This window comes from Vibrio sp. PID23_8, assembly GCF_003584965.1.
GTDB lineage: Bacteria > Pseudomonadota > Gammaproteobacteria > Enterobacterales > Vibrionaceae > Vibrio.
The window spans coordinates 15,662-36,788 of the sequence record NZ_LIXE01000004.1 but is presented as its reverse complement, the minus strand read 5'-3'; the positions used below and the strand labels follow the sequence as shown (position 1 = coordinate 36,788).

Annotated in this window: 17 protein-coding genes; 11 read left to right on the top strand and 6 right to left on the bottom strand. The window is 46.2% G+C overall.

The window, feature by feature from the left end; all coding sequences use genetic code 11:
* Positions 1 to 37 precede the first annotated feature (37 nt).
* The 6 genes from cytR (at position 38) to rraA (ending at position 7,112) form a co-directional block, all read left to right on the top strand.
* A complete protein-coding gene (cytR, locus tag AK966_RS09045; RefSeq protein WP_099079991.1) occupies positions 38 to 1,045 on the top strand; it encodes a DNA-binding transcriptional regulator CytR in 1,008 nt (335 codons plus the stop codon).
* Positions 1,046 to 1,349: 304 nt separating this feature from the next.
* Positions 1,350 to 1,895 (top strand): cell division protein FtsN, encoded by a 546-nt coding sequence (gene ftsN, locus AK966_RS09040; protein ID WP_099080010.1) that lies wholly within the window; start codon positions 1,350 to 1,352, stop codon positions 1,893 to 1,895.
* A gap of 1,327 nt (positions 1,896 to 3,222) precedes the next feature.
* Entirely contained in the window at positions 3,223 to 3,774 is a 552-nt protein-coding gene (gene hslV, locus AK966_RS09035; RefSeq protein ID WP_099079992.1) for an ATP-dependent protease subunit HslV, read from the top strand.
* A 23-nt stretch (positions 3,775 to 3,797) separates the two neighbouring features.
* Positions 3,798 to 5,129, top strand: coding sequence for an HslU--HslV peptidase ATPase subunit (gene hslU, locus AK966_RS09030; RefSeq protein WP_099079993.1), 1,332 nt, complete (start codon positions 3,798 to 3,800; stop codon positions 5,127 to 5,129).
* Between the two features lie 483 nt (positions 5,130 to 5,612).
* The gene (locus AK966_RS09025) at positions 5,613 to 6,530 is read left to right on the top strand and encodes a 1,4-dihydroxy-2-naphthoate polyprenyltransferase (RefSeq protein ID WP_119464015.1); all 918 of its coding nucleotides are present in this window, start codon (positions 5,613 to 5,615) and stop codon (positions 6,528 to 6,530) included.
* 75 nt (positions 6,531 to 6,605) lie between these two features.
* Entirely contained in the window at positions 6,606 to 7,112 is a 507-nt protein-coding gene (rraA, locus tag AK966_RS09020) for a ribonuclease E activity regulator RraA (RefSeq protein ID WP_099079995.1), read from the top strand.
* Between the two features lie 1,037 nt (positions 7,113 to 8,149).
* Here the strand turns inward: rraA and zapB are convergent.
* A complete protein-coding gene (gene zapB / locus AK966_RS09015) occupies positions 8,150 to 8,392 on the bottom strand; it encodes a cell division protein ZapB (RefSeq protein ID WP_005435037.1) in 243 nt (80 codons plus the stop codon).
* 344 nt (positions 8,393 to 8,736) lie between these two features.
* Between zapB and glpX the strand changes: the two genes are divergently transcribed.
* The 3 genes from glpX (at position 8,737) to AK966_RS09000 (ending at position 11,395) form a co-directional block, all read left to right on the top strand.
* Positions 8,737 to 9,744, top strand: a complete 1,008-nt coding sequence (gene glpX / locus AK966_RS09010) for a class II fructose-bisphosphatase (RefSeq protein WP_099079996.1) — start codon at positions 8,737 to 8,739, stop codon at positions 9,742 to 9,744.
* Positions 9,745 to 10,295: 551 nt separating this feature from the next.
* Entirely contained in the window at positions 10,296 to 10,910 is a 615-nt protein-coding gene (locus AK966_RS09005; protein WP_099079997.1) for a metalloregulator ArsR/SmtB family transcription factor, read from the top strand.
* A gap of 140 nt (positions 10,911 to 11,050) precedes the next feature.
* The gene (locus tag AK966_RS09000) at positions 11,051 to 11,395 is read left to right on the top strand and encodes a DUF3135 domain-containing protein (protein ID WP_119464014.1); all 345 of its coding nucleotides are present in this window, start codon (positions 11,051 to 11,053) and stop codon (positions 11,393 to 11,395) included.
* Here the strand turns inward: AK966_RS09000 and AK966_RS08995 are convergent.
* From AK966_RS08995 to AK966_RS08985, 3 genes are all read right to left on the bottom strand, one after another.
* Complete coding sequence (locus AK966_RS08995; RefSeq protein WP_119464013.1) at positions 11,389 to 11,679, bottom strand: GIY-YIG nuclease family protein; 291 nt, start codon at positions 11,677 to 11,679, stop codon at positions 11,389 to 11,391. The two genes, AK966_RS09000 and AK966_RS08995, sit on opposite strands and share 7 nt — an antisense overlap.
* A gap of 857 nt (positions 11,680 to 12,536) precedes the next feature.
* On the bottom strand, positions 12,537 to 12,959 hold the full coding sequence (locus AK966_RS08990) for a DUF805 domain-containing protein (RefSeq protein WP_119464012.1): 423 nt from the start codon (positions 12,957 to 12,959) through the stop codon (positions 12,537 to 12,539).
* 607 nt (positions 12,960 to 13,566) lie between these two features.
* Positions 13,567 to 13,914 (bottom strand): 5-carboxymethyl-2-hydroxymuconate Delta-isomerase, encoded by a 348-nt coding sequence (locus AK966_RS08985; protein ID WP_099080001.1) that lies wholly within the window; start codon positions 13,912 to 13,914, stop codon positions 13,567 to 13,569.
* Between the two features lie 270 nt (positions 13,915 to 14,184).
* On the opposite strand from AK966_RS08985, the gene tpiA reads away from it, so the two are divergent.
* A complete protein-coding gene (gene tpiA / locus AK966_RS08980) occupies positions 14,185 to 14,955 on the top strand; it encodes a triose-phosphate isomerase (RefSeq protein WP_119464011.1) in 771 nt (256 codons plus the stop codon).
* Between the two features lie 968 nt (positions 14,956 to 15,923).
* On the opposite strand, the gene AK966_RS08975 is transcribed toward tpiA, so the two are convergent.
* Positions 15,924 to 16,928, bottom strand: coding sequence for an NAD-dependent epimerase (locus AK966_RS08975; protein ID WP_119464010.1), 1,005 nt, complete (start codon positions 16,926 to 16,928; stop codon positions 15,924 to 15,926).
* 68 nt (positions 16,929 to 16,996) lie between these two features.
* Positions 16,997 to 18,163, bottom strand: coding sequence for a nucleotide sugar dehydrogenase (locus AK966_RS08970; protein WP_119464009.1), 1,167 nt, complete (start codon positions 18,161 to 18,163; stop codon positions 16,997 to 16,999).
* A gap of 1,018 nt (positions 18,164 to 19,181) precedes the next feature.
* On the opposite strand from AK966_RS08970, the gene AK966_RS08965 reads away from it, so the two are divergent.
* On the top strand, positions 19,182 to 20,531 hold the full coding sequence (locus tag AK966_RS08965; protein ID WP_119464008.1) for an MBL fold metallo-hydrolase RNA specificity domain-containing protein: 1,350 nt from the start codon (positions 19,182 to 19,184) through the stop codon (positions 20,529 to 20,531).
* Positions 20,532 to 21,127 lie beyond the last annotated feature (596 nt).

Sequence of the window (21,127 nt, the reverse complement as noted above, 5' to 3'; positions counted from 1 at the left end):
TAACGTCAACTTGGCGACAATTTGAGAGGGTATAACTATGGCGACAATGAAGGATGTTGCCCAGCTTGCAGGGGTATCTACGGCTACGGTATCACGAGCGCTGATGAATCCAGAAAAAGTGTCTTCGTCGACACGAAAAAGAGTAGAAGACGCCGTTCTTGAAGCGGGCTACTCTCCGAATTCTCTCGCACGCAATTTACGTAGAAACGAGTCAAAAACCATTGTCACCATTGTGCCAGACATCTGTGATCCTTACTTTGCAGAAATTATTCGCGGTATCGAAGACGCGGCAATGGAGCACGGCTACCTTGTATTGCTAGGAGATAGCGGCCAGCAGAAAAAGCGTGAAAGCTCATTTGTAAACTTGGTGTTCACCAAACAAGCGGATGGCATGCTGTTACTTGGAACGGATCTCCCTTTCGATGTCAGCAAGCCTGAGCAAAAAAACCTACCACCGATGGTAATGGCATGTGAGTTTGCACCAGAGCTTGAACTGCCAACGGTTCACATCGATAACTTAACGGCCGCTTTCGAAGCAGTAAACTACCTAACCCAACTTGGGCATAAACGAATTGCGCAAGTTTCGGGCCCAGATACTGCGGCACTGTGTCAATTCCGCCAGCAAGGCTACCAACAAGCATTGCGTCGTGCGGGTATTAGCCAAGATCCGCTATACAGTGTCATTGCAGATTTTTCTTTTGAAGGTGGTGCACAAGCAGTACGTAAACTGCTCGAACTGCCAACACCTCCGACGGCTCTATTCTGTCACTGTGACACCATGGCGATAGGCGCGATCCAAGAAGCAAAACGGCTTGGCTTGCGCGTCCCACAAGATCTCTCTATTGTCGGCTTCGATGATATTCAATTCGCCCAATACTGCGATCCACCGCTAACCACCGTTTCTCAACCACGTTATGAGATTGGCCGTCAAGCCATGCTAATGATGTTAGAACTCTTGAGAGGGCATGATGTGCACTCCGGCTCTCGCCTACTCGATACTAAGCTCGTCGTTCGTGGTAGTGCTGCGCCTCCGCCATTGCGATAGAAAATTAAAGGACCTAGGTTGTTAGGGCCTAGGTCCTAAGTGGAGCGTGTGGGAAGTTAGTGCATTTGATTGCTTCTCGAGAAAATGACCGGAATACCGAATACGGAGCGCTTCGCTTACGGAATACAGAAAAGACCACGTTTGCGCGTAATCCGTAATCCAAGATTTTAGGTCCTAGGATCCTAGGACCTGCGTTTTATCACGCCCCTTTCTTTTAAAACTAACAAGATTGCGCGAACAGGGTGTTTTCCATCCTCATTCTGGATTAACATATTTCGCAGAATTCTTGATGACCGAAGTAACCGTGGCAAATAAAGATTATGTAAGACGAGGGCGCGGCGCTCCGAAAAAGTCGACAAAAAAACAGCCCTCTAGAAAAAAACCTTGGCGTAGTGGTCTGCTGGCAATTTTGCTTGTCAGTGGATTTGGTTACGGCTTGTACTTATTAAGTAATGATCCAGAGCCAGAACAGCCGGTTGTCAAACAACAGCCTGCGACTACAAGCAAGCCAAAACCGAAAAAAGAGTTGCCTGCACCTCCTGAAGAGAAGTGGGAATACGTAGAGTCATTGCCAAACCGTGAAATCGAAGTCGTCGCTAAAGAGATCGAAGTGTCGAAGATCCCTTACATCATGCAGTGCGGTGCCTATAAAACTCAAGCTCAGGCGGAAGAACGCAAACTGGCGATCGCTTTCCAAGGCATCTCTAGCCAAATTCGCCAGAAAGAAGGCAGTTCGTGGTACCGAATAGTACTAGGGCCATACAAGTTCAAGCGTGACGCCGAAAAGGACCGTCACAAATTGCAACGCGCCAAAATCGAACCATGTGCAATTTGGAAAGAGAATTTTTAGGTAAAAATAAGGGCCTAGATTATAGAGCCTAGGATCCTAGGTGGAGCACTCTGCTAGTTTGTGCATTTCATTACTTTTTGAGAACGTGATTGAAATACAGAATACAGGGCGCTTCACTTACAGAAACACGCTCACTGAACCCAACAGCGTCATTCCGAACGAGCTCAAGCGAGCATCCGGAATCTATTATTAGCCTACTATTTAGTTACAGTATATTGCGTTAGTGGTGTCAAACTCAGACTGTAGATTCTGAATCACACACGTTCCTCACTGTTCAGAATGACGGTCACTTTAGCGCGCTCTCAACCGAGAAGATTCGTCATTCTAGCGAGTCCAAACGAGACTAAGAATCAAACCTCAGCAAACTCCCCAACCCAATAGAGCCATCTCATTACCGCACAATCGGATAGTAGATTCTGAATCACACTCGTTCCTCACGGTTCAGAATGACGGTCACTTTAGTGCGCTCTCAACCGAGAAGATTCGTCATTCTAGCGAGTCCAAACGAGACTAAGAATCAAACCTCAGCAAGCTCCCAAACCCAATAGAGCCATCTCACTACCGCACAATCGGATAGTAGATTCTGAATCACGTTCGTTCCTCACGGTTCAGAATGACGGTCACTTTAGCGCGCTTTCAACCGAGAAGATTCGTCATTCTAGCGAGTCCAAACGAGACTAAGAATCTAACTTCAGCAAGCTCCCCAACCCAATAGAGCCATCTCACTACCGCACAATCGGATAATAGATTCTGAATCACACTCGTTCCTCACTGTTCAGAATGACGGTCACTTTAGCGCGCTCTCAACCGAGAAGATTCGTCATTCTAGCGAGTCCAAACGAGACTAAGAATCTAAGCTCAGCAAGCTCCCCAACCCAATAGAGCCATCTCATTACCGCACAATCGGATAGTAGATTCTGAATCACGTTCGCTCCTCACGGTTCAGAATGACGGTCACTTTAGCGCGCGCTCAACCGAGAAGATTCGTCATTCTAGCGAGTCCAAACGAGACTAAGAATCTAACCTCAGCAAGATCCCCAACCAAATAGAGCCATCTCACTACCGCACAATCGGATAGTAGATTCTGAATCACACTCGTTCCTCATTGTTCAGAATGACCAGTATTTTCCTTGTAACTCAAAGTCAACGTTTGCGCGTAATCCGTAATCCCAAACATGAGGTCCTAAGCCCTAGGATCCTAGGACCTTTCTTTTAAACCTAGGACCTATCTTTTCCCTAAGCCCTTTCTTTTAGCCCCCTTGAATCCCAAACTCACCTCCCCCATATACTTAATTAAATCCAAAGAGACATAATTAAGAGGTCGACTGTGACTACCATTGTATCTGTACGTCGAAATAATAAAGTCGTCATCGCGGGTGATGGCCAAGTATCTCTGGGCAATACCGTAATGAAAGGTAATGCGCGAAAAGTTCGCCGCCTATACAACAACCAAGTGCTAGCTGGCTTTGCTGGCGGTACAGCGGATGCCTTTACCCTTTTCGAGCGCTTTGAAAGCAAGCTGCAAATGCACCAAGGCCACCTGACCAAAGCTGCCGTAGAACTCGCTAAAGATTGGCGCAGTGATCGCGCACTTCGTAAGTTGGAAGCACTTCTTGCTGTCGCGGATGAAACTGCTTCTCTCATCATTACTGGTAACGGTGACGTAGTTCAGCCTGAAAATGACCTGATTGCCATCGGTTCTGGTGGTGCATACGCGCAAGCAGCTGCCACCGCCCTGCTAGAAAATACCGATCTAGATGCTCGTGAGATTGCAGAGAAAGCACTCAACATCGCCGGTGACATTTGTGTGTTCACCAACCACAACCATACTGTAGAAGAGCTAGAATCAACTGCAGAGCTTCCTCAGCCAACCGCGTAATCGTAACGAAGTAAGGAAAGAATATGTCTGAAATGACTCCTCGCGAAATCGTTCATGAACTGAACCGCCACATCATTGGGCAAGACAAAGCAAAACGTTCGGTTGCGATTGCCCTTCGTAATCGCTGGCGACGCATGCAGCTTGAAGAAAGCTTGCGCGTAGAAGTGACCCCGAAAAACATTCTGATGATTGGTCCAACTGGTGTGGGTAAAACCGAGATTGCTCGTCGCCTAGCGAAACTAGCAAACGCACCATTCATCAAAGTAGAAGCAACGAAATTCACGGAAGTGGGTTACGTAGGTAAAGAAGTCGAAACCATCATTCGCGACCTAACCGATGTTGCAGTGAAGATGACCCACCAGCAAGCGATGGAAAAAGTAAAATTCCGCGCTGAAGAGCAAGCTGAAGAGCGCATTCTTGATGCTCTATTACCACCAGCGCGTGATGCTTGGGGTCAAACAGAGCAAAAAGAAGACACATCAAATACGCGTCAAATCTTCCGTAAAAAACTGCGTGAAGGCCAGTTAGACGACAAAGAGATCGAGATCGATATTGCCGCACCACAAATGGGGGTAGAGATCATGGCGCCTCCTGGTATGGAAGAGATGACCAACCAGCTGCAAGGTATGTTCCAAAACCTAGCCGGCGATACGAAGAAAAAGCGCAAACTGAAAATCAAAGACGCAATGAAAGCGCTAGCGGAAGAAGAAGCGGCTAAACTGGTGAACCAAGAAGAGCTAAAAGAATCTGCGATTTTCAACGTAGAGAACAACGGTATCGTGTTCATCGACGAGATCGACAAGATCTGTAAGCGTGGTGAAAGCTCAGGACCTGACGTTTCTCGTGAAGGCGTTCAGCGAGACCTACTGCCACTTATTGAAGGTAGCACAGTATCAACTAAGCACGGAATGGTAAAAACCGACCACATCTTATTTGTCGCATCCGGCGCATTCCAAGTCGCAAGACCTTCCGATCTGATCCCTGAGTTGCAAGGTCGTCTACCAATCCGTGTTGAGCTAGAAGCATTAACCAGCAACGACTTTAAGCGCATTCTAACTGAGCCTAAAGCGTCTCTGACAGAACAATACGCAGCGCTGATGAAGACAGAAAACGTTGATGTTGAGTTCACTGAAGATGGCATCATTCAAATCGCGGAAGCAGCATGGACCGTAAACGAAACCACCGAAAACATCGGTGCTCGTCGTCTTCATACGGTGATGGAGCGTCTGATGGATGAAATCTCTTACGACGCAACAGAAAAAGCAGGCGAGAAATTCGTAATTGATGCTGCTTACGTGAAAGAGCGTCTGGGTGACGCCATTGAAAATGAAGACCTAAGCCGCTTCATTCTTTAATCATTAGCTCACTGCGCGATTCAAAGTCCAGAATGTCATGTTCTGGGCTTTTTAATCCAGAATGACCGTTACTTTAACGCGCTCTCAACCGAGAGGGTTCGCCATTCTAGCGAGCTCCAGCGAGACTAAGGTTCCAATACCAGCAAACTCCAATTGTTGCTCACTCACCTTAATCCACTGCACCGCCGGACGGTAGATTCTGAATCACACTCGTTCCTCGTTGTTCAGAATGACGGTTACTTTAGCGAGCTCTAGACCAAAAGAGTTCGTCATCCTAGCGAGCTCCAGCGAGACTAAGGATCTAATAACTGCGTGCACCGTCCCCTTCTCTTTCTGAAAAGAGCGCTATTTTATTACCTCAAATATGGAAACTGTGTTCCCTCTCCGTCGCCCTTTGACTCTTAATTGAGTTGTTTCAGGTCAATAGCGTATCAGCGACTTTGTGCTTATACTGGGCACATTGGTTACTAGCACGAAATATCCATGAAACAATCATTGCAGATCTGGCTTGACGCCGCTCGCCCTAAAACATTACCACTGGCATTGGTATCGATTCTAACTGGTAGTGCACTCGCCTACTCTACTGGCCATTTTTCATTGACGATTGCCATCATGGCGTTTGTTACTGCTACGCTATTACAGATCCTATCTAACCTCGCTAACGACTACGGCGATGCCGTGAAGGGCACAGATAACGACAACCGCTTAGGCCCACAACGTGCCATGCAGTCTGGGGCTGTCAGTGCATCACAAATGAAAAAAGCGATCATCTGCAACATCATACTGACTGCAATAGCGGGGCTTACTTTGGTGTTCTACGCGCTGAGTTCAGTGGAAAGTATCCTTACTTTTATTGGCCTCGGTATTCTCGCGATCATTGCAGCCATCGCCTACACCATGGGCAGCAAACCTTATGGCTATGTTGGCTTAGGCGATCTTTCCGTATTTATCTTCTTTGGTTTACTTGGTGTATCTGGCACTTATTTTCTGCATACTGGCCATATTGAGAGTGCGCTTTTCCTGCCGGCGTTGGGGTGTGGCTTGCTCGCCGTTGCCGTCCTCAACATTAACAATATGCGAGATATTGAGAACGATACCGAGTGTGGTAAACGCACAATGGCAGTGCGTTTAGGTCAACGAAGAGCCAAACAGTATCACTTCCTACTACTGGGTGGGGCATTGATCGCGTTTACCGCTTACCTCCTCATTCAAGATAAACCTATGTGGGCTAGCTTACCGTTTTTGCTCGGCATCTATGTCGTCGCTCAACACGGCAAAGCCGTTTGGGATACCGAATACCCTGCTCAAATAGCCCCGATGATGCCAGTCGTTGTTAAGTGCTCATTAGTCACGAATGTTTTATTTGCAACAGTTGTGGTAACTCAAACTCTGATGAGTTAAAAAAGGATTGTCATTGCATTGACTTGATGCCCAGATATACTCAAAGACAATGGTTTCTGTTTATAAAGGTACGCTATGGAATACAACACTTCAGCACTCTGTGATATCTACCTTGATCAGGTAGATGTGGTTGAACCGATGTTCAGTAATTTTGGCGGTCGCGCTTCGTTTGCCGGACAAATCACGACAATTAAGTGTTTTGAAGACAACACCTTGATCCGCGAAATGTTAGAACAAGATGGTGTTGGCCGAGTACTATTGATTGATGGTGGTGGTTCCCTACGCAAGGCCCTTATCGATGCAGAAATCGCTACGCTTGCCGAAGAAAATGAATGGGAAGGCATTGTGGTTTATGGCTGCGTTCGTGAAGTCGATGAGCTAGAAGACATGAACCTTGGTATTCAAGCGTTAGCTTCTATGCCTGTTGGTGCCACAAGCCAAGGTATTGGCGAGGTTGACGTTCCGGTGAACTTTGGCGGCGTGAGCTTCTTGCCTGAAGATTACCTCTATGCAGACAATACCGGCATTATCCTTTCTCCAGAGCCTCTCAACGTTGATCTTGAGTTGGATGAGGAAGAATAACGAACCTAAAGTTCCTAGATGATAGGGCCTAGCTAGGGGCCTAGTTCCTAGGTGGAGCGTTCTGTGAGTTTGTGCATTTCATTACCTTTTGAGAAAGTGACTGGAATACTGAATACGGAGCGCTTCGCTTACGGAAACACATTCACTGAACCTAACGGCGTCATTCCGGACGCTCAAGCGAGCATCCGGAATCTATTATTAGCGTACTATTTAGTGTCAGTATATTACCTTAGTGATATCAAACTCGGTCTGTAGATTCTGAATCACGTTCGTTCCTCACGGTTCAGAATAACGGTCATTTTAGCGCGCTCTCAACTGAGAAGATTCGTCATTCTAGCGAGCTCAAGCGAGACTAAGAATCTAACCTCAGCAAGCTCCCCAACCAAATAGAGTCATCTCACTACCGCACAATCGGATTGTAGATCCTGAATCACGTTCGCTCCCACGGTTCAGAATGACGGTCACTTTAGCGCGCTCTCAACCGAGAGGATTCGTCATTCTAGCGAGCTCAAGCGAGACTAAGAATCTAACCTCAGCAAACTCCCCAACCAAATAGAGCCATCTCACTACCGCACAATCGGATAGTAGATTCTGAATCACACTCGTTCCTCACTGTTCAGAATGACGGTCACTTTAGCGCGCTCTCAAGCGAGACTAAGAATCTAACCTCAGCAAGCTCCCCAACCAAATAGATCCATTTCACTACCGTACAATCGGATGGTAGCTCCTGAATCACGTTCGTTCCTCACGGTTCAGAATGACGGTCACTTTAGCGCGCTCTCAACCGAGAGGGTTCGTCATTCTAGCGAGCTCAAGCGAGACTAAGAATCTAACCTCAGCAAACTCCCCAACCAAATAGAGTCATCTCACTACCGCACAATCGGATGGTAGCTCCTGAATCACGTTCGTTCCTCACGGTTCAGTTCCTAGGACCTAGGATCTTAAAAACCTAGAACCTACTTTTTACCTAGAACCTTTCCCCCAAATACGCAAACACCCGCCGAAGCGGGTGTTTTTAATTCTGGATGATGAGAGGATTATTCCACTTCGTCCATCTTGCCAAGTAGTGCACGAATGCGCTCTTGCCACTGTGCGTGCTCTTGTTGAGCTTGCTGAGATTTCTGCTCAAGCTCTTCGCGTTGAGAACGCATTTCGTTAGCTTCAGCTTCTAGTTTCACTTTATCTTCTTTCAGCTCTTCGACTTCCATCTGAAGAAGAGTGATTGTGTCAACTGCAGTTTGAATTTTCGCTTCTAGTTGTTCTAGTACTTCAAAAGACATCTTGGCCTACCTATGTTATTCCGTGGGACGATACACGACGACTCGTCGGCACCTTACCGATAAGATTCATTCTACTCAGCGTAGCGACGATAAACACTTACTATATTCGATCTTTTGTACCATTCGGTCAAAAAATCGGCGCAATCTCACTAAACTCTGACTTTTCTGAACTTAGAAGCATTTTTGTACAGTGCATTTCACGCCCACTCGACGAAAACTCACCCAAACCTTGATCAAATTCAACTGAGTTAAAGTAAATACTCAGCAAAAAAGCAAACGTTTCCCCATTGCTGTGATAAAATCCCCGAGCAAATTTCTCTTCCCTCTTGTTACTTGGAGACATCATGAAACGCGATTTAGCAATGGCATTTTCCCGTGTTACTGAAGGCGCCGCTCTGGCTGGTTACAAATGGCTTGGCCGTGGCGACAAAAACGCAGCAGACGGTGCAGCAGTTGAAGTTATGCGTACCCTACTGAACAAAACAGACATCAGCGGTGAAATCGTTATTGGTGAAGGCGAAATCGATGATGCACCTATGCTCTACATCGGCGAGCAAGTGGGCTGTGGTGGCGACGAAGTGGATATCGCTGTAGACCCAATCGAAGGCACACGCATGACGGCGATGGGTCAATCGAACGCACTTGCTGTACTCGCGGCAGGTGAGAAAGGCAGCTTCTTAAAAGCGCCAGATATGTACATGGAAAAGTTGGTCGTTGGCCCTGGTGCGAAAGGCGTTATCGACCTAGGTAAACCACTTAAAGAAAACCTAGAGAATATCGCCAAAGCACTAAACAAGTCGCTAGACACGCTCGTCGTTATCACGCTAGCGAAGCCTCGTCACGATGAAGTGATTGCAGAGATGCAAGCAATGGGTGTGCGTGTATTCGCCGTGCCAGATGGTGATGTCGCGGCTTCTATCTTAACGTGTATGCCAGACAGTGAAGTGGACGTGATGTACTGTATTGGTGGCGCACCTGAGGGCGTGGTATCGGCCGCCGTCATTCGTGCTCTAGACGGTGACATGCATGGCCGCCTACTGCCTCGCCACGAAGTGAAAGGTGACACCGAAGAGAACCGCATTTACGGTGCAGCAGAGCTAAAGCGTTGTGAAGAAATGGGCGTGCAAGCAAATGTGATTCTTAAGATGGAAGACATGGCGCGCAGCGATAACGTGGTATTCTCCGCAACCGGTATCACGAAAGGCGACCTGCTAGAAGGCATTTCTCGTCAAGGCAACATTGCAACGACAGAAACCCTGCTGATCAGAGGTCGCTGCCGTACCATTCGTCGCATTAAGTCTACACACTACCTAGACCGAAAAGACCCAGAAGTTCGCGATATTATTCTTTAAGTTTAGAGGGCTTTCTCGGCCCTAGGTGGAGCGTTCTGTGAGTTTGTGCATTTCATTACCTTTTGAGAAAGTGACTGGAATACAGAATACGGAGCGCTTCGCTTACTGAAAAGCACATCATAACCAATGGTGTCATTCCAGCGAGCCTTAGCGAGACTAGGAATCTATTATCAGCGTACTGATGAATTTCGATTTATCACCTTAGTGGTATCACTCTCTTTCAGTAGATTCTGAATCACGTTCGTTCCTCACGGTTCAGAATGACGGTCACTTTAACGCGCTCTCAACCGAGAGGATTCGTCATTCTAGCGAGCTCAAGCGAGACTAAGAATCTAACCTCAGCAAGCACCTAGCCTTCACACCTCACCTCAAGCCACAGAATCAACAGACAATAGATTCTGAATCACGCTCGTTCCTCGCTGTTCAGAATGACGACATACGTTAGCTCACATGAATATGGAGCCAACAAATCCATACTCAAAATTAAGTCAACTCTTTTCTTTACTAACCCTATCGCGCATAATATGTACTGATGTATAGATGGTGGGTATATGAAAACCGTAGATAGGATTTTGCAAATCGTTAAGCGTGATGGCTCTGTCACTGCGAAACAACTCTCTTCTGAGCTAGAAATGACAACCATGGGCGCACGCCAGCACCTACAAGGCTTAGAAGATGACGGCATCCTGTCGATTCATGATGTAAAAGTAAAAGTCGGTCGCCCAACCCGCCACTGGTCTTTAACACAAAAAGGTCACGAACAATTCACCGATCGTCATGGCGAACTCACTATTCAATTTATTGAAGCCGTTGAGCACACCTTCGGAAAAGAAGGCCTGAATAAAGTCACCTCTGAACGAGAAAAGCTAACCCTGCAACACTACCAGCAACACCTAACGCCATGCGATTCGCTAGAGAGCAAACTAAAAATGCTTGTCTCTCTTCGCGAAAAAGAAGGCTATATGGCAGAACTCGAACAAGATGAACAAGGCTTCATTCTGATTGAAAACCACTGTCCCATCTGCAAAGCGGCAACTCGCTGCCCAAGTTTGTGCCTATCTGAACTCAATGTGTTCCAAGCTCTTCTTGGTATCGAAACCAAAGTAGAACGCACCGAGCACATCATTAGTGGCCAACGTCGCTGCGTATATCGCATTCAAGCATAACAGTTCAACATACCTCTCAACAACAGGCACATGAGCGCTTGTTGTTGAGATAATTTGGCAATTTCTCCACTCCTTTTCTTCCTGTGGTATACGCTTTTAATAGCGAAACACAGCGACCCAGATGGATTTGGAGAACAGCGATGCCACGTACACCCAAGCCACAAACGCTACCATCATTCGATGAGATGGTAAAAATGGCCGAACGAGATCCCGAAGCTTTTGAGCAGTTTCGTCACAATATGGCGAAAGAGATGATTGAAAACGCATCGGAAGAGATGCAACCACGCCTATGGGCACAGCAAAGCCACATAGACCGCGTTATTCACAACTGCAAGAACCCACATCACACCAATGTCGTGTTAATGAACGAGCTACAAAAGCAGGTCGTGAAGTTTAGAGAGGCGTTGCAGGGGGAAAACGTAGAAATACAAAAAGAAAATGTTGTGCTGTTTAAATCTACAGATAACCAGGATGGCTTCTACTGATAACAATGAGACACATCAACCAAGTCAGGATTCGATTTTCGAATTAGATCTAGCTTCCAAGCTCGCCTCCATTGTTTGAGCTGTTTTTCTCTTGCGATAGCATTTTCCATATCATCGAAGGGTTCAACGTACACTAATTTGTGCACGTTGTATTTTTTTGTAAAACCCGCAACTACGCCATTTTTGTGCTGCCATAATCTTTGGGATAACCGGCTAGTTACCCCAACATAAATCACCGCATTGTTGTTTGACGCTAAGATATAAACACAAGGTCTCTTTTCCATAACAAACCTTCTTTTAGGTTATTGCTTCATTATAAAACTGCTGCACTCGGGTAGTAGATTCTGAATCACGTTCGTCCCTCACTGTTCAGAATGACGGTTATTTTAGCTCCCCATTAAATATCAGGGTGCGTCATTCTAGCGAGCCGCAGCGAGACTAAGAATCCCACTTCAGCAAACACCTAACCGTCATACCTCAAGCCACTGAACAACCGAATAGTAGATTCTGAATCACGTTCGTCCCTCACTGTTCAGAATGACGGCTATTTTAGCTCTCCCTTACATATGAGGGGGCGTCATTCTAGCGAGCCGCAGCGAGACTATGAATCTAACTTCAGCAAGCACCTCGCCTTCACTCCTAACCTCAAGTTACAGAATCAACCGACAATAGATTCTGAATCACGTTCGTTCCTCACTGTTCAGAATGACGGCTATTTTAGCTCTCCCTTCAATATCAGGGTGCGTCATTCTAGCGAGCCCCAGCGAGACTAAGAATCTAACTTCAGCAAGCACCTCGCCTTCACTCCTAACCTCAAGCTACAGAATCAACCGACAATAGATTCTGAATCACGCTCGTCCCTCACTGTTCAGAATGACGGCTATTTAGCTCCCCCTTCAATATCAGGGTGCGTCATTCTAGCGAGCCCCAGCGAGACTAAGAATCTAACTTCAGCAAGCACCTCGCCTTCACACCTAACCTCAAGCCACAGAATCAACGGACAATAGATTCTGAATCACGCTCGTTCCTCACTGTTCAGAATGACGGCTATTTAGCTCCCCCTTAAATATGAGGATGCGTCATTCTAGCGAGCCCCAGCGAGACTAAGAATCTACTTTCAGCGAATCGATAGTTCTAGAACTTATTCCGGCTCTGGCCCGTATTTATTCTGACCAGCCGTTCCTTTCAAAAATCCACATTCCACCAGGATCCATAAACCACAGATCAACGAAAGAGAAGCAATAAACACTTGTGGCATTGATGGCTCTTGAGCAGCCGGATTCGTCATCGGCGTTGCAATACGGCCAATGACCAGAGGAATATTCAACGCTAACCAATAGATCGACTTGTTACGGTCATGCCAACGCTTGGTCGTAATCGCTAAATCTGGAATAAGTAAAGCAAGCAAAAAAACAGGCAGAATGATGTAAGAAAATGCAGGAAGCAACTTGTTGATGCCCACGCCAAAACCGAGAATCGAAATGTAGTAAACAATGTTCCACATCCAATACGTTTTACGGCCTATCCGCCCCTGAAAAGAAAACAGTAACTCTTTAATCAACATCAACTTTCATCCAAAAACTAGAAAGACTATAGAGTAGCGAAGAGCAGAATAAAGGGCAAAGAAAAGGTTATAGAGCCTAGGGTCCTAGATCCTAGGAAGAACGTGCTAGACGTTTGTGCATTTCATCGGTTCTTGAGAAAGTGGCTGGAATACCGAATACGGAGCGCTTCGCTTACGGAATACTGCAAAGCACGCGTCAAGCTATCTCGTCATTCTAGCGAGCCCCTGCGAGACTAAGAATCTAACTTCAGCAAGCACCTAGTCTTCACACCTCAAGCCACAGAATCAACGGACAATAGATTCTGAATCACGCTCGTCCCTCACTGTTCAGAGTGACGGTTATTTTAGCTCTCCCTTCAATATCAGGGTGCGTCATTCTAGCGAGCCCTCGCGAGACTAAGAATCTAACTTCAGCAAGCACCTAGTCTTCACACTTCACCTCAAGCCACAGAATCAACGGACAATAGATTCTGAATCACGTTCGTTCCTCACTGTTCAGAATGACAGTATTTGTCTTCTAACCGGAAACAACGTTTGCGCGTAATCCGTAATCCAAGATTTAGAACCCAGAATCCTAGGATCTATCTTTTAACCCTAGGACCTTTTATCAATTCACCACTTTTTGAAAGCTCTCAATATCCATATCGCGCACGTTCACTGTCAAACTACGCACGTGGCTGGCTTGTGCTTGCAATACTGACATCAATGCCCGAGACAACTCTCTTTTTTGCTCCGGGGTTCTCCCTGCCAGCAAATCAAAGCCAATATGAATAAAGTCTGCGCTGTTGCCCTCTTCACCAACTAACCAGTCGTGGCACTCAAAAGCACGAGATTTGACTGAGGCCAACTCAAACAAACCGCTATCCAATGCGACTTTATGCAAATCTTCTAGCAAACCTTGTACATTCACTCGCTCATCGACAGAACTTGAATACTCTAAAACTAAGTTAGGCATGTTGATTCCTTTCTAGATACTACCCACATCAAGTGATAGTAATACCAATCTAGGCGGCAATTTCCGAGAAATGAACTATCATTCTGTCTACACGATCACCAATCGATTGCGATTGATGACATTAACAGCACCATTGCACCTCCAACCAGCGATATAAAGCCGTAGAAGACATGACGCCAATCATGATCTATTCACATTATTCTGTTATATTCTTACGTAGATTTTTTACATTAATAGACTTTTTACATTAAAGATAAGGGAGATATTCCTATGCGTCGTCCTGTAGTGATGGGTAACTGGAAACTAAACGGTAGCAAAGCAATGGTAACTGAGCTACTAACTGGTCTTAACGCTGAGCTTGAAGGCGTAGAAGGTGTTGACGTAGCAGTAGCGCCACCAGCACTTTACATCGACCTAGCAGAGCGTCTAATCGCAGAAGGCGGTAACAAGATCATCCTAGGTGCGCAAAACACTGACCTAAACAACAGCGGTGCGTTCACTGGCGACATGTCTCCTGCAATGCTGAAAGATTTCGGTGCTTCTCACATCATCATCGGCCACTCTGAGCGTCGTGAATACCACAACGAATCAGACGAGTTCATCGCGAAGAAATTCAACTTCCTAAAAGAAAACGGCCTAACGCCTGTTTTCTGTATCGGCGAATCTGAAGCGCAAAACGAAGCGGGCGAAACAGAAGCGGTTTGTGCACGTCAAATCAACGCAGTGATCGACACTTACGGTGTTGAAGCACTAAACGGCGCAATCATCGCTTACGAACCAATCTGGGCTATCGGCACTGGTAAAGCAGCAACCGCTGAAGATGCACAACGCATCCACGCTTCTATCCGCGCACTGATCGCAGAGAAAGACGCAGCGGTAGCTGAGCAAGTAATCATCCAATACGGCGGCTCTGTTAAACCAGAAAACGCTGAAGCTTACTTCTCTCAACCAGACATCGACGGTGCACTTGTTGGTGGCGCAGCACTAGATGCAAAAGGCTTCGCAGCAATCGCTCGTGCAGCGGCAGCAGCTAAAGCTTAATTTATCTCGCAATAGACGATAAATAATCGAAAGGCCGATGTGAAAACATCGGCCTTTTTGGTTTTTAAAGAAAGTGAGAGGTCCTAGGTTCTAGGTGGAGCACGTGAGACGTTTGTGCATTTCAATGAGTTTTGAGAAAGCTATTTGAATACAGGACGCTTCGCTTACCGAATACAGGAAAGCACACATCAAGCTATCTCGTCATTCCAGCGAGCCTTAGCGAGACTAGGAATCTTTCATCAACAAACCGTTGGTTCAAAATCGCACCTTCAACCAACGAGCTCTCTGTGAGTAGATTCTGAATCACGTTCGTTCCTCACTGTTCAGAATGACGATTTATTTTAGCTCCCCTTAAATATGAGGGTGCGTCATTCTAGCGAGCCCTAGCGAGACTAGAAATCTGTCATCAACAAACCGTTGGTTCAAAATCGCACCTTCAACCAACGATCTCTCTGTGAGTAGATTCTGAATCACGTTCGTTCCTCACTGTTCAGAATGACGATTATTTTAGCTCCCCTTAAATATGAGGATGCGTCATTCTAGCGAGCCTTAGCGAGACTAAGAATCTAACTTCAGCAAGCACCTAGCCTTCACACCTAACCTCAAGCCACAGAATCAACGGACAATAGATTCTGAATCACGTTCGTTCCTCACTGTTCAGAATGACGATTATTTTAGCTCCCCTTAAATATGAGGGTGCGTCATTCTAGCGAGCCTTAGCGAGACTAGGAATCTTTCATCAACAAACCGTTGGTTCAAAATCGCACCTTCAACCAACGATCTCTCTGTGAGTAGATTCTGAATCACGTTCGTTCCTCACTGTTCAGAATGACGGTTATTTTAGCTCCCCTTAAATATGAGGGTGCGTCATTCCAGCGAGCCTTAGCGAGACTAGGAATCTATTACCCACACGCGGTGTAGCCTCAACTCATCACCTTCGCGGCCTCAAGCTCGGCCCTTTCATTTCCCTACTTCCCATAAAAATCCTTATACCAAGCCACAAATTCCGCAACGCCCTCTTTCACCGTCACTTTAGGCTTATAGCCCGTGGCAGCATACAGATCTTCCGTATCTGCATAAGTTTGGTATACATCACCTGGCTGCATTTCACGAAAGTTCTTCTTCGCTTCAATATCCAGCTCATCTTCAATCGCTTTAACGAAGTCCATCAAATTGATCGGTGAACCGTGGCCAATGTTATACACCGCGTACGGAGCAGAGCTACTTGCTGGTGTACCAGTCTCAACCGTCCAAGCCTCATCTTTTTGAGGGATCACATCCGCGATACGCACCACCCCTTCAACGATGTCATCCACATGGGTGAAATCCCGCCACATATCGCCGTTGTTATTGATATCGATGGTGTCACCATCCAGGATCTTCTTGGTAAAAATAAATGGCGCCATATCTGGGCGGCCCCAAGAACCGTAAACAGTAAAAAAGCGTAAACCCGTGGTCGGAATACCATAAAGATGAGAGTAGCTGTGCGCCATCAACTCATTCGACTTCTTGGTAGCAGCGTATAAAGAGATAGGATGATCAACGTTGTCTGAGGGTGAAAACGGCACTTTCGCATTCAAGCCATACACGGAACTGGAAGACGCATACACCAAGTGTTGCACCTGATTCTGACGACATCCCTCAAGAATATTAAGATGACCAACGAGATTTGAATCGGCATAAGCATGCGGATTCTCTAATGAATAACGAACACCAGCCTGTGCGGCACAGTGGATAACCCGATCAAATTGCTCCTCTGCGAACAATGCTTCCATTGCATCTCGGTCCGCAATGTCGAGGCAGAGAAAACGGAATAGAGAGTGCTTAATGCGATTGAGGCGAGCTTGTTTGAGATTGACATCGTAATAGCCATTAAGGTTGTCGATACCCACAACATAATGCCCGGCTTGATTGAGTTTTTCTGCAGTGGCACTGCCAATAAAACCAGCAGCACCTGTCACGAGATACTTCATAGCTTTCCTTTCCTTGGAATAAAAAAGCCAGTGAATATTCACTGGCTTTATGAAGTATAGGTGGGGATTTAATCACTACCAAATAAGTCGCGGGTATAAACTTTCTCTGCAACATCCGTGAGCTCTTCAACCATGCGGTTAGACACGATCACATCTGCTGTTTGCTTAAACTCGTTTAAATCTTGAATAACGCGAGAATTAAAGAATTCCTGCTCTTTAAGTACTGGTTCATACACCACCACGTCAATGCCTTTGGCTTTAATGCGCTTCATGATCCCCTGAATAGAAGAAGCGCGGAAGTTGTCCGAACCCGCCTTCATGATCAAACGGTAAACCCCCACCACTTTTGGTTGACGCTTGATGATTGAGTCCGCAACAAAGTCTTTACGCGTGCGGTTTGCTTCTACAATCGCACCAATAATATTGTTTGGCACACTTTGATAGTTGGCAAGTAGCTGCTTGGTATCTTTCGGCAAACAGTAACCACCATAACCGAATGATGGGTTGTTATAGTGATTACCAATACGTGGGTCTAAACCAACACCCTCAATGATTTGGCGCGCATCCAAGCCATGCGCTTCGGCGTAAGAATCCAACTCATTAAAGTACGCCACACGCATCGCTAGGTAAGTATTAGAGAACAGTTTGACCGCTTCTGCCTCCGTCGAGTCCGTAAACAGGACTTGAATCTCTTCTTTTATTGCGCCTTCGACCAACAAACCAGCGAACATTTCTGCTCGCTCACTGCGCTCACCCACAATCACGCGTGATGGGTAAAGGTTATCGTACAGCGCTTTGCCTTCACGCAAGAACTCTGGAGAGAACAAGATATTCTCACAGTTCATCTCTTGTTTGATACGCGCGGTATAACCAACTGGCACGGTTGATTTGATCACCATCACCGCATCTGGATTAATCGCCATCACGTCTTTGATTACGGCTTTGACTGATGAGGTATTAAAGTAGTTGGTTGTTGGATCGTAATCGGTTGGTGTCGCTATCACCACATAGTCGGCACCATGGTATGCTAGCGCTTTGTCTGTTGTAGCAACAAAGTTCAGAGGCTTGTTAGCAAGAAAGTGCTCAATTTCCGCATCCACAATGGGTGATTGCTTATTGTTCAGCATTTCAACTTTTTCTGGGATGATATCAACTGCGACCACTTCATGATTTTGAGCTAACAACATCGCGTTAGAAAGCCCCACATAGCCAGTACCCGCCACTGCGATTTTCATAGGTTAATCCTTCAATTTATTTTTTCCAGAGAATAGCAGAGTTTGTAGTAAAGATCCTAGGGTCCTAGGTCCTAGGTCCTAGGTCCTAGGTCCTAGAAAGAGTTTGTTGAGCGTTTGGGTATTTCAATGGCTTTTGAGGAAGTTATTTGAATACGGACTACAGAGCGCTTCGCTTACGGAAACACACTCACTGAACTAACGGCGTCATTCTAGCGAGCCACAGCGAGACTAGGAATCTACTACTCACACGCGATTTAATCTCAGATTATCACCTTAACTCTTTCAAAAGCGGTCAGTAGATTCTGAATCACGTTCGTGCCTCACTGTTCAGAATGACGATATTATATAGACATGTTTTCCGTGACTGAAACACGTCATTCCAGCGAGCCCTAGCGAGACTAGGAATCTATTATCAGCGTACTGATTCATTTCGATAAACACCTTAGTAGAATCACTCTCTTTGAGTAGATTCTGAATCACGTTCGTGCCTCACTGTTCAGAATGACGATATTATTTAGACATGATTTCCGTGACTGAAACACGTCATTCCAGCGAGCCATAGCGAGACTAGGAATCTATTATCAGCGTACTGATTCATTTCGATAAACACCTTAGTAGAATCACTCTCTTTGAGTAGATTCTGAATCACGTTCGTGCCTCACTGTTCAGAATGACGATATTATTTAGACATGATTTCCGTGACTGAAACACGTCATTCCAGCGAGCCATAGCGAGACTAGGAATCTATTATCAGCGTACTGATTCATTTCGATAAACACCTTAGTAGAATCACTCTCTTTGAGTAGATTCTGAATCACGTTCGTTCCTCACTGTTCAGAATGACAAGTATTTTTCTTATAATTCAAGAGCAAAGTTTGTGCATAATCCATAATCCAAAACATTAGGTCCTAGGTCCTAAGCCCTTTCTTTAATCCCCCTCGCACACTGGCTAAATTACCACCACGTCAATGTGTTAAATCAGTACCATATGAGCGACATAATTTCTTAGGGGCGAACCATGACAACCACCATCTGCAACATTGCCAGCGTGAACCATCACGGCGGAAAACATACCGTGACGGGCTCCTGTCATGAGCTCAAACTGCCTCATGGCAGCGTTTTGATTGATTGCGGGCTATTCCAAGGTAAGGATTTGCAGTTTGGCGGACGAAAAGCATCCCTAAATATCGAATTCCCCACCAAACAGATCAAAGCCCTAGTCCTGACTCATGCGCACATTGACCATATTGGGCGCTTACCTTGGTTGCTCGCGGCAGGCTTTAAAGGCCCCATCTATTGCACTAAGGCCACTGCAGAACTGGTGCCACTCATGCTGGAAGACGGTTTAAAGTTGCAACTTGGGCTCAATTACCATCAGCGCCAACAGGTGCTCAACGTCATTAGAAAACAGCTAAAACCGTGTGACTATCACCAGTGGCTCCCCCTTAGCAACCAAACTTACCTTAGGTTCCAACCTGCCGGGCACATTCTTGGTTCTGCTTATGTGGAGTTCAAACTGCCCAACGGTGAGGTGATTGTCTTCTCTGGCGATCTAGGCCCTAGCAATACGCCACTGTTACCCGATCCTAAATCACCAAAACGCGCTGACTATTTGTTTATTGAGTCCACCTATGGAAACAAACAACATGACGATGTTTCTACACGTACTACGCGCTTAAACCACATCATTGATCATGCACTTAAAGATGGCGGCGTGATCCTTATCCCCGCATTCAGCGTAGGCAGAACCCAAGAACTGCTGTTTGATATCGAGCAGTTGATTCACCAACGTGATCTACACGCCTCTCTACCGATTATCTTAGATTCACCGCTGGCGAAAAGCGTCACCAAAACCTATCGCCGCTTTAAAAAGCTCTGGGGCCAAGAAGCCAAAAACAGGTTAGTCGGCCAACGCCACCCACTCGCATTTAAGCAATGCATTACGGTAGAAAACCACCGACAACACCAAGCGCTCGTTAATCGCCTTGCCTCAACGGATGAGCCCGCCATTGTCGTTGCGGCATCTGGCATGTGTGAGGGTGGCCGCATCGTTAACTATTTAGAAGCGCTACTGCCGGATAAGAAAAATGATGTGTTATTTGCAGGCTATCAAGCACAAGGTACGTTAGGGCGTGCCATTCAGCAAGGCAGTCACTCAGTTGCGATAGGCGCAAAGGATATAAAGGTGAAGGCACAAATCCACACCATGTCCGGTTACTCAGCGCATGCTGACCAAACGGATTTATTGCGTTTTATTACAGGCATACCAACCAAACCCAAAGCGGTGCATTTGATTCATGGAGAAAACAGTGCGAAGCGGGAGTTGGGGGTGTTGGTTGAAAGCTATGGGATCAAGGTTGTTGATTGATGGGGTTTTAGTTTTTAGGGTTTCTAGAGTCCTAGGTCCTAGAGGGCGTTTGTTGATCGTTTTGCGATCTTCAAGGGCTTTGGTGGTCGTTGTGAGATACGGAACGCTTCGCTTCTCGATGACAGAAAAAGCGCCATACGCAACCTCGTCATTCCAGCGAGCCATAGCGAGACTAGGAATCTAATACCCACACGCAGTTTAATCTCAGTTCGTCGCCTTAACGACTTCAAACTCGGCTCGTAGATACTGAATCACGCTCGTGCCTCACTATTCAGAATGACCACATTATATAGCCATGATTTCTGTTGCTAAACATCGTCATTCCAGCGAGCCTTAGCGAGACTAGGAATCTATTACCCACACGCAGTTTAATCTCAGTTCGTGTCGTAGCCTTAACGCCTTCAAACTCGGCTCGTAGATTCTGAATCACGTTCGTGCCTCACTGTTCAGAATGACCACACTACCTAGCCATGATTTCTGTTGCTGAATACCGTCATTCCAGTGAGCCATAGCGAGACTAGGAATCTAATACCCACACGCAGTTTAATCTCAGTTCGTCGCCTTAACGTCTTCAAACTCGGCACGTAGATTCTGAA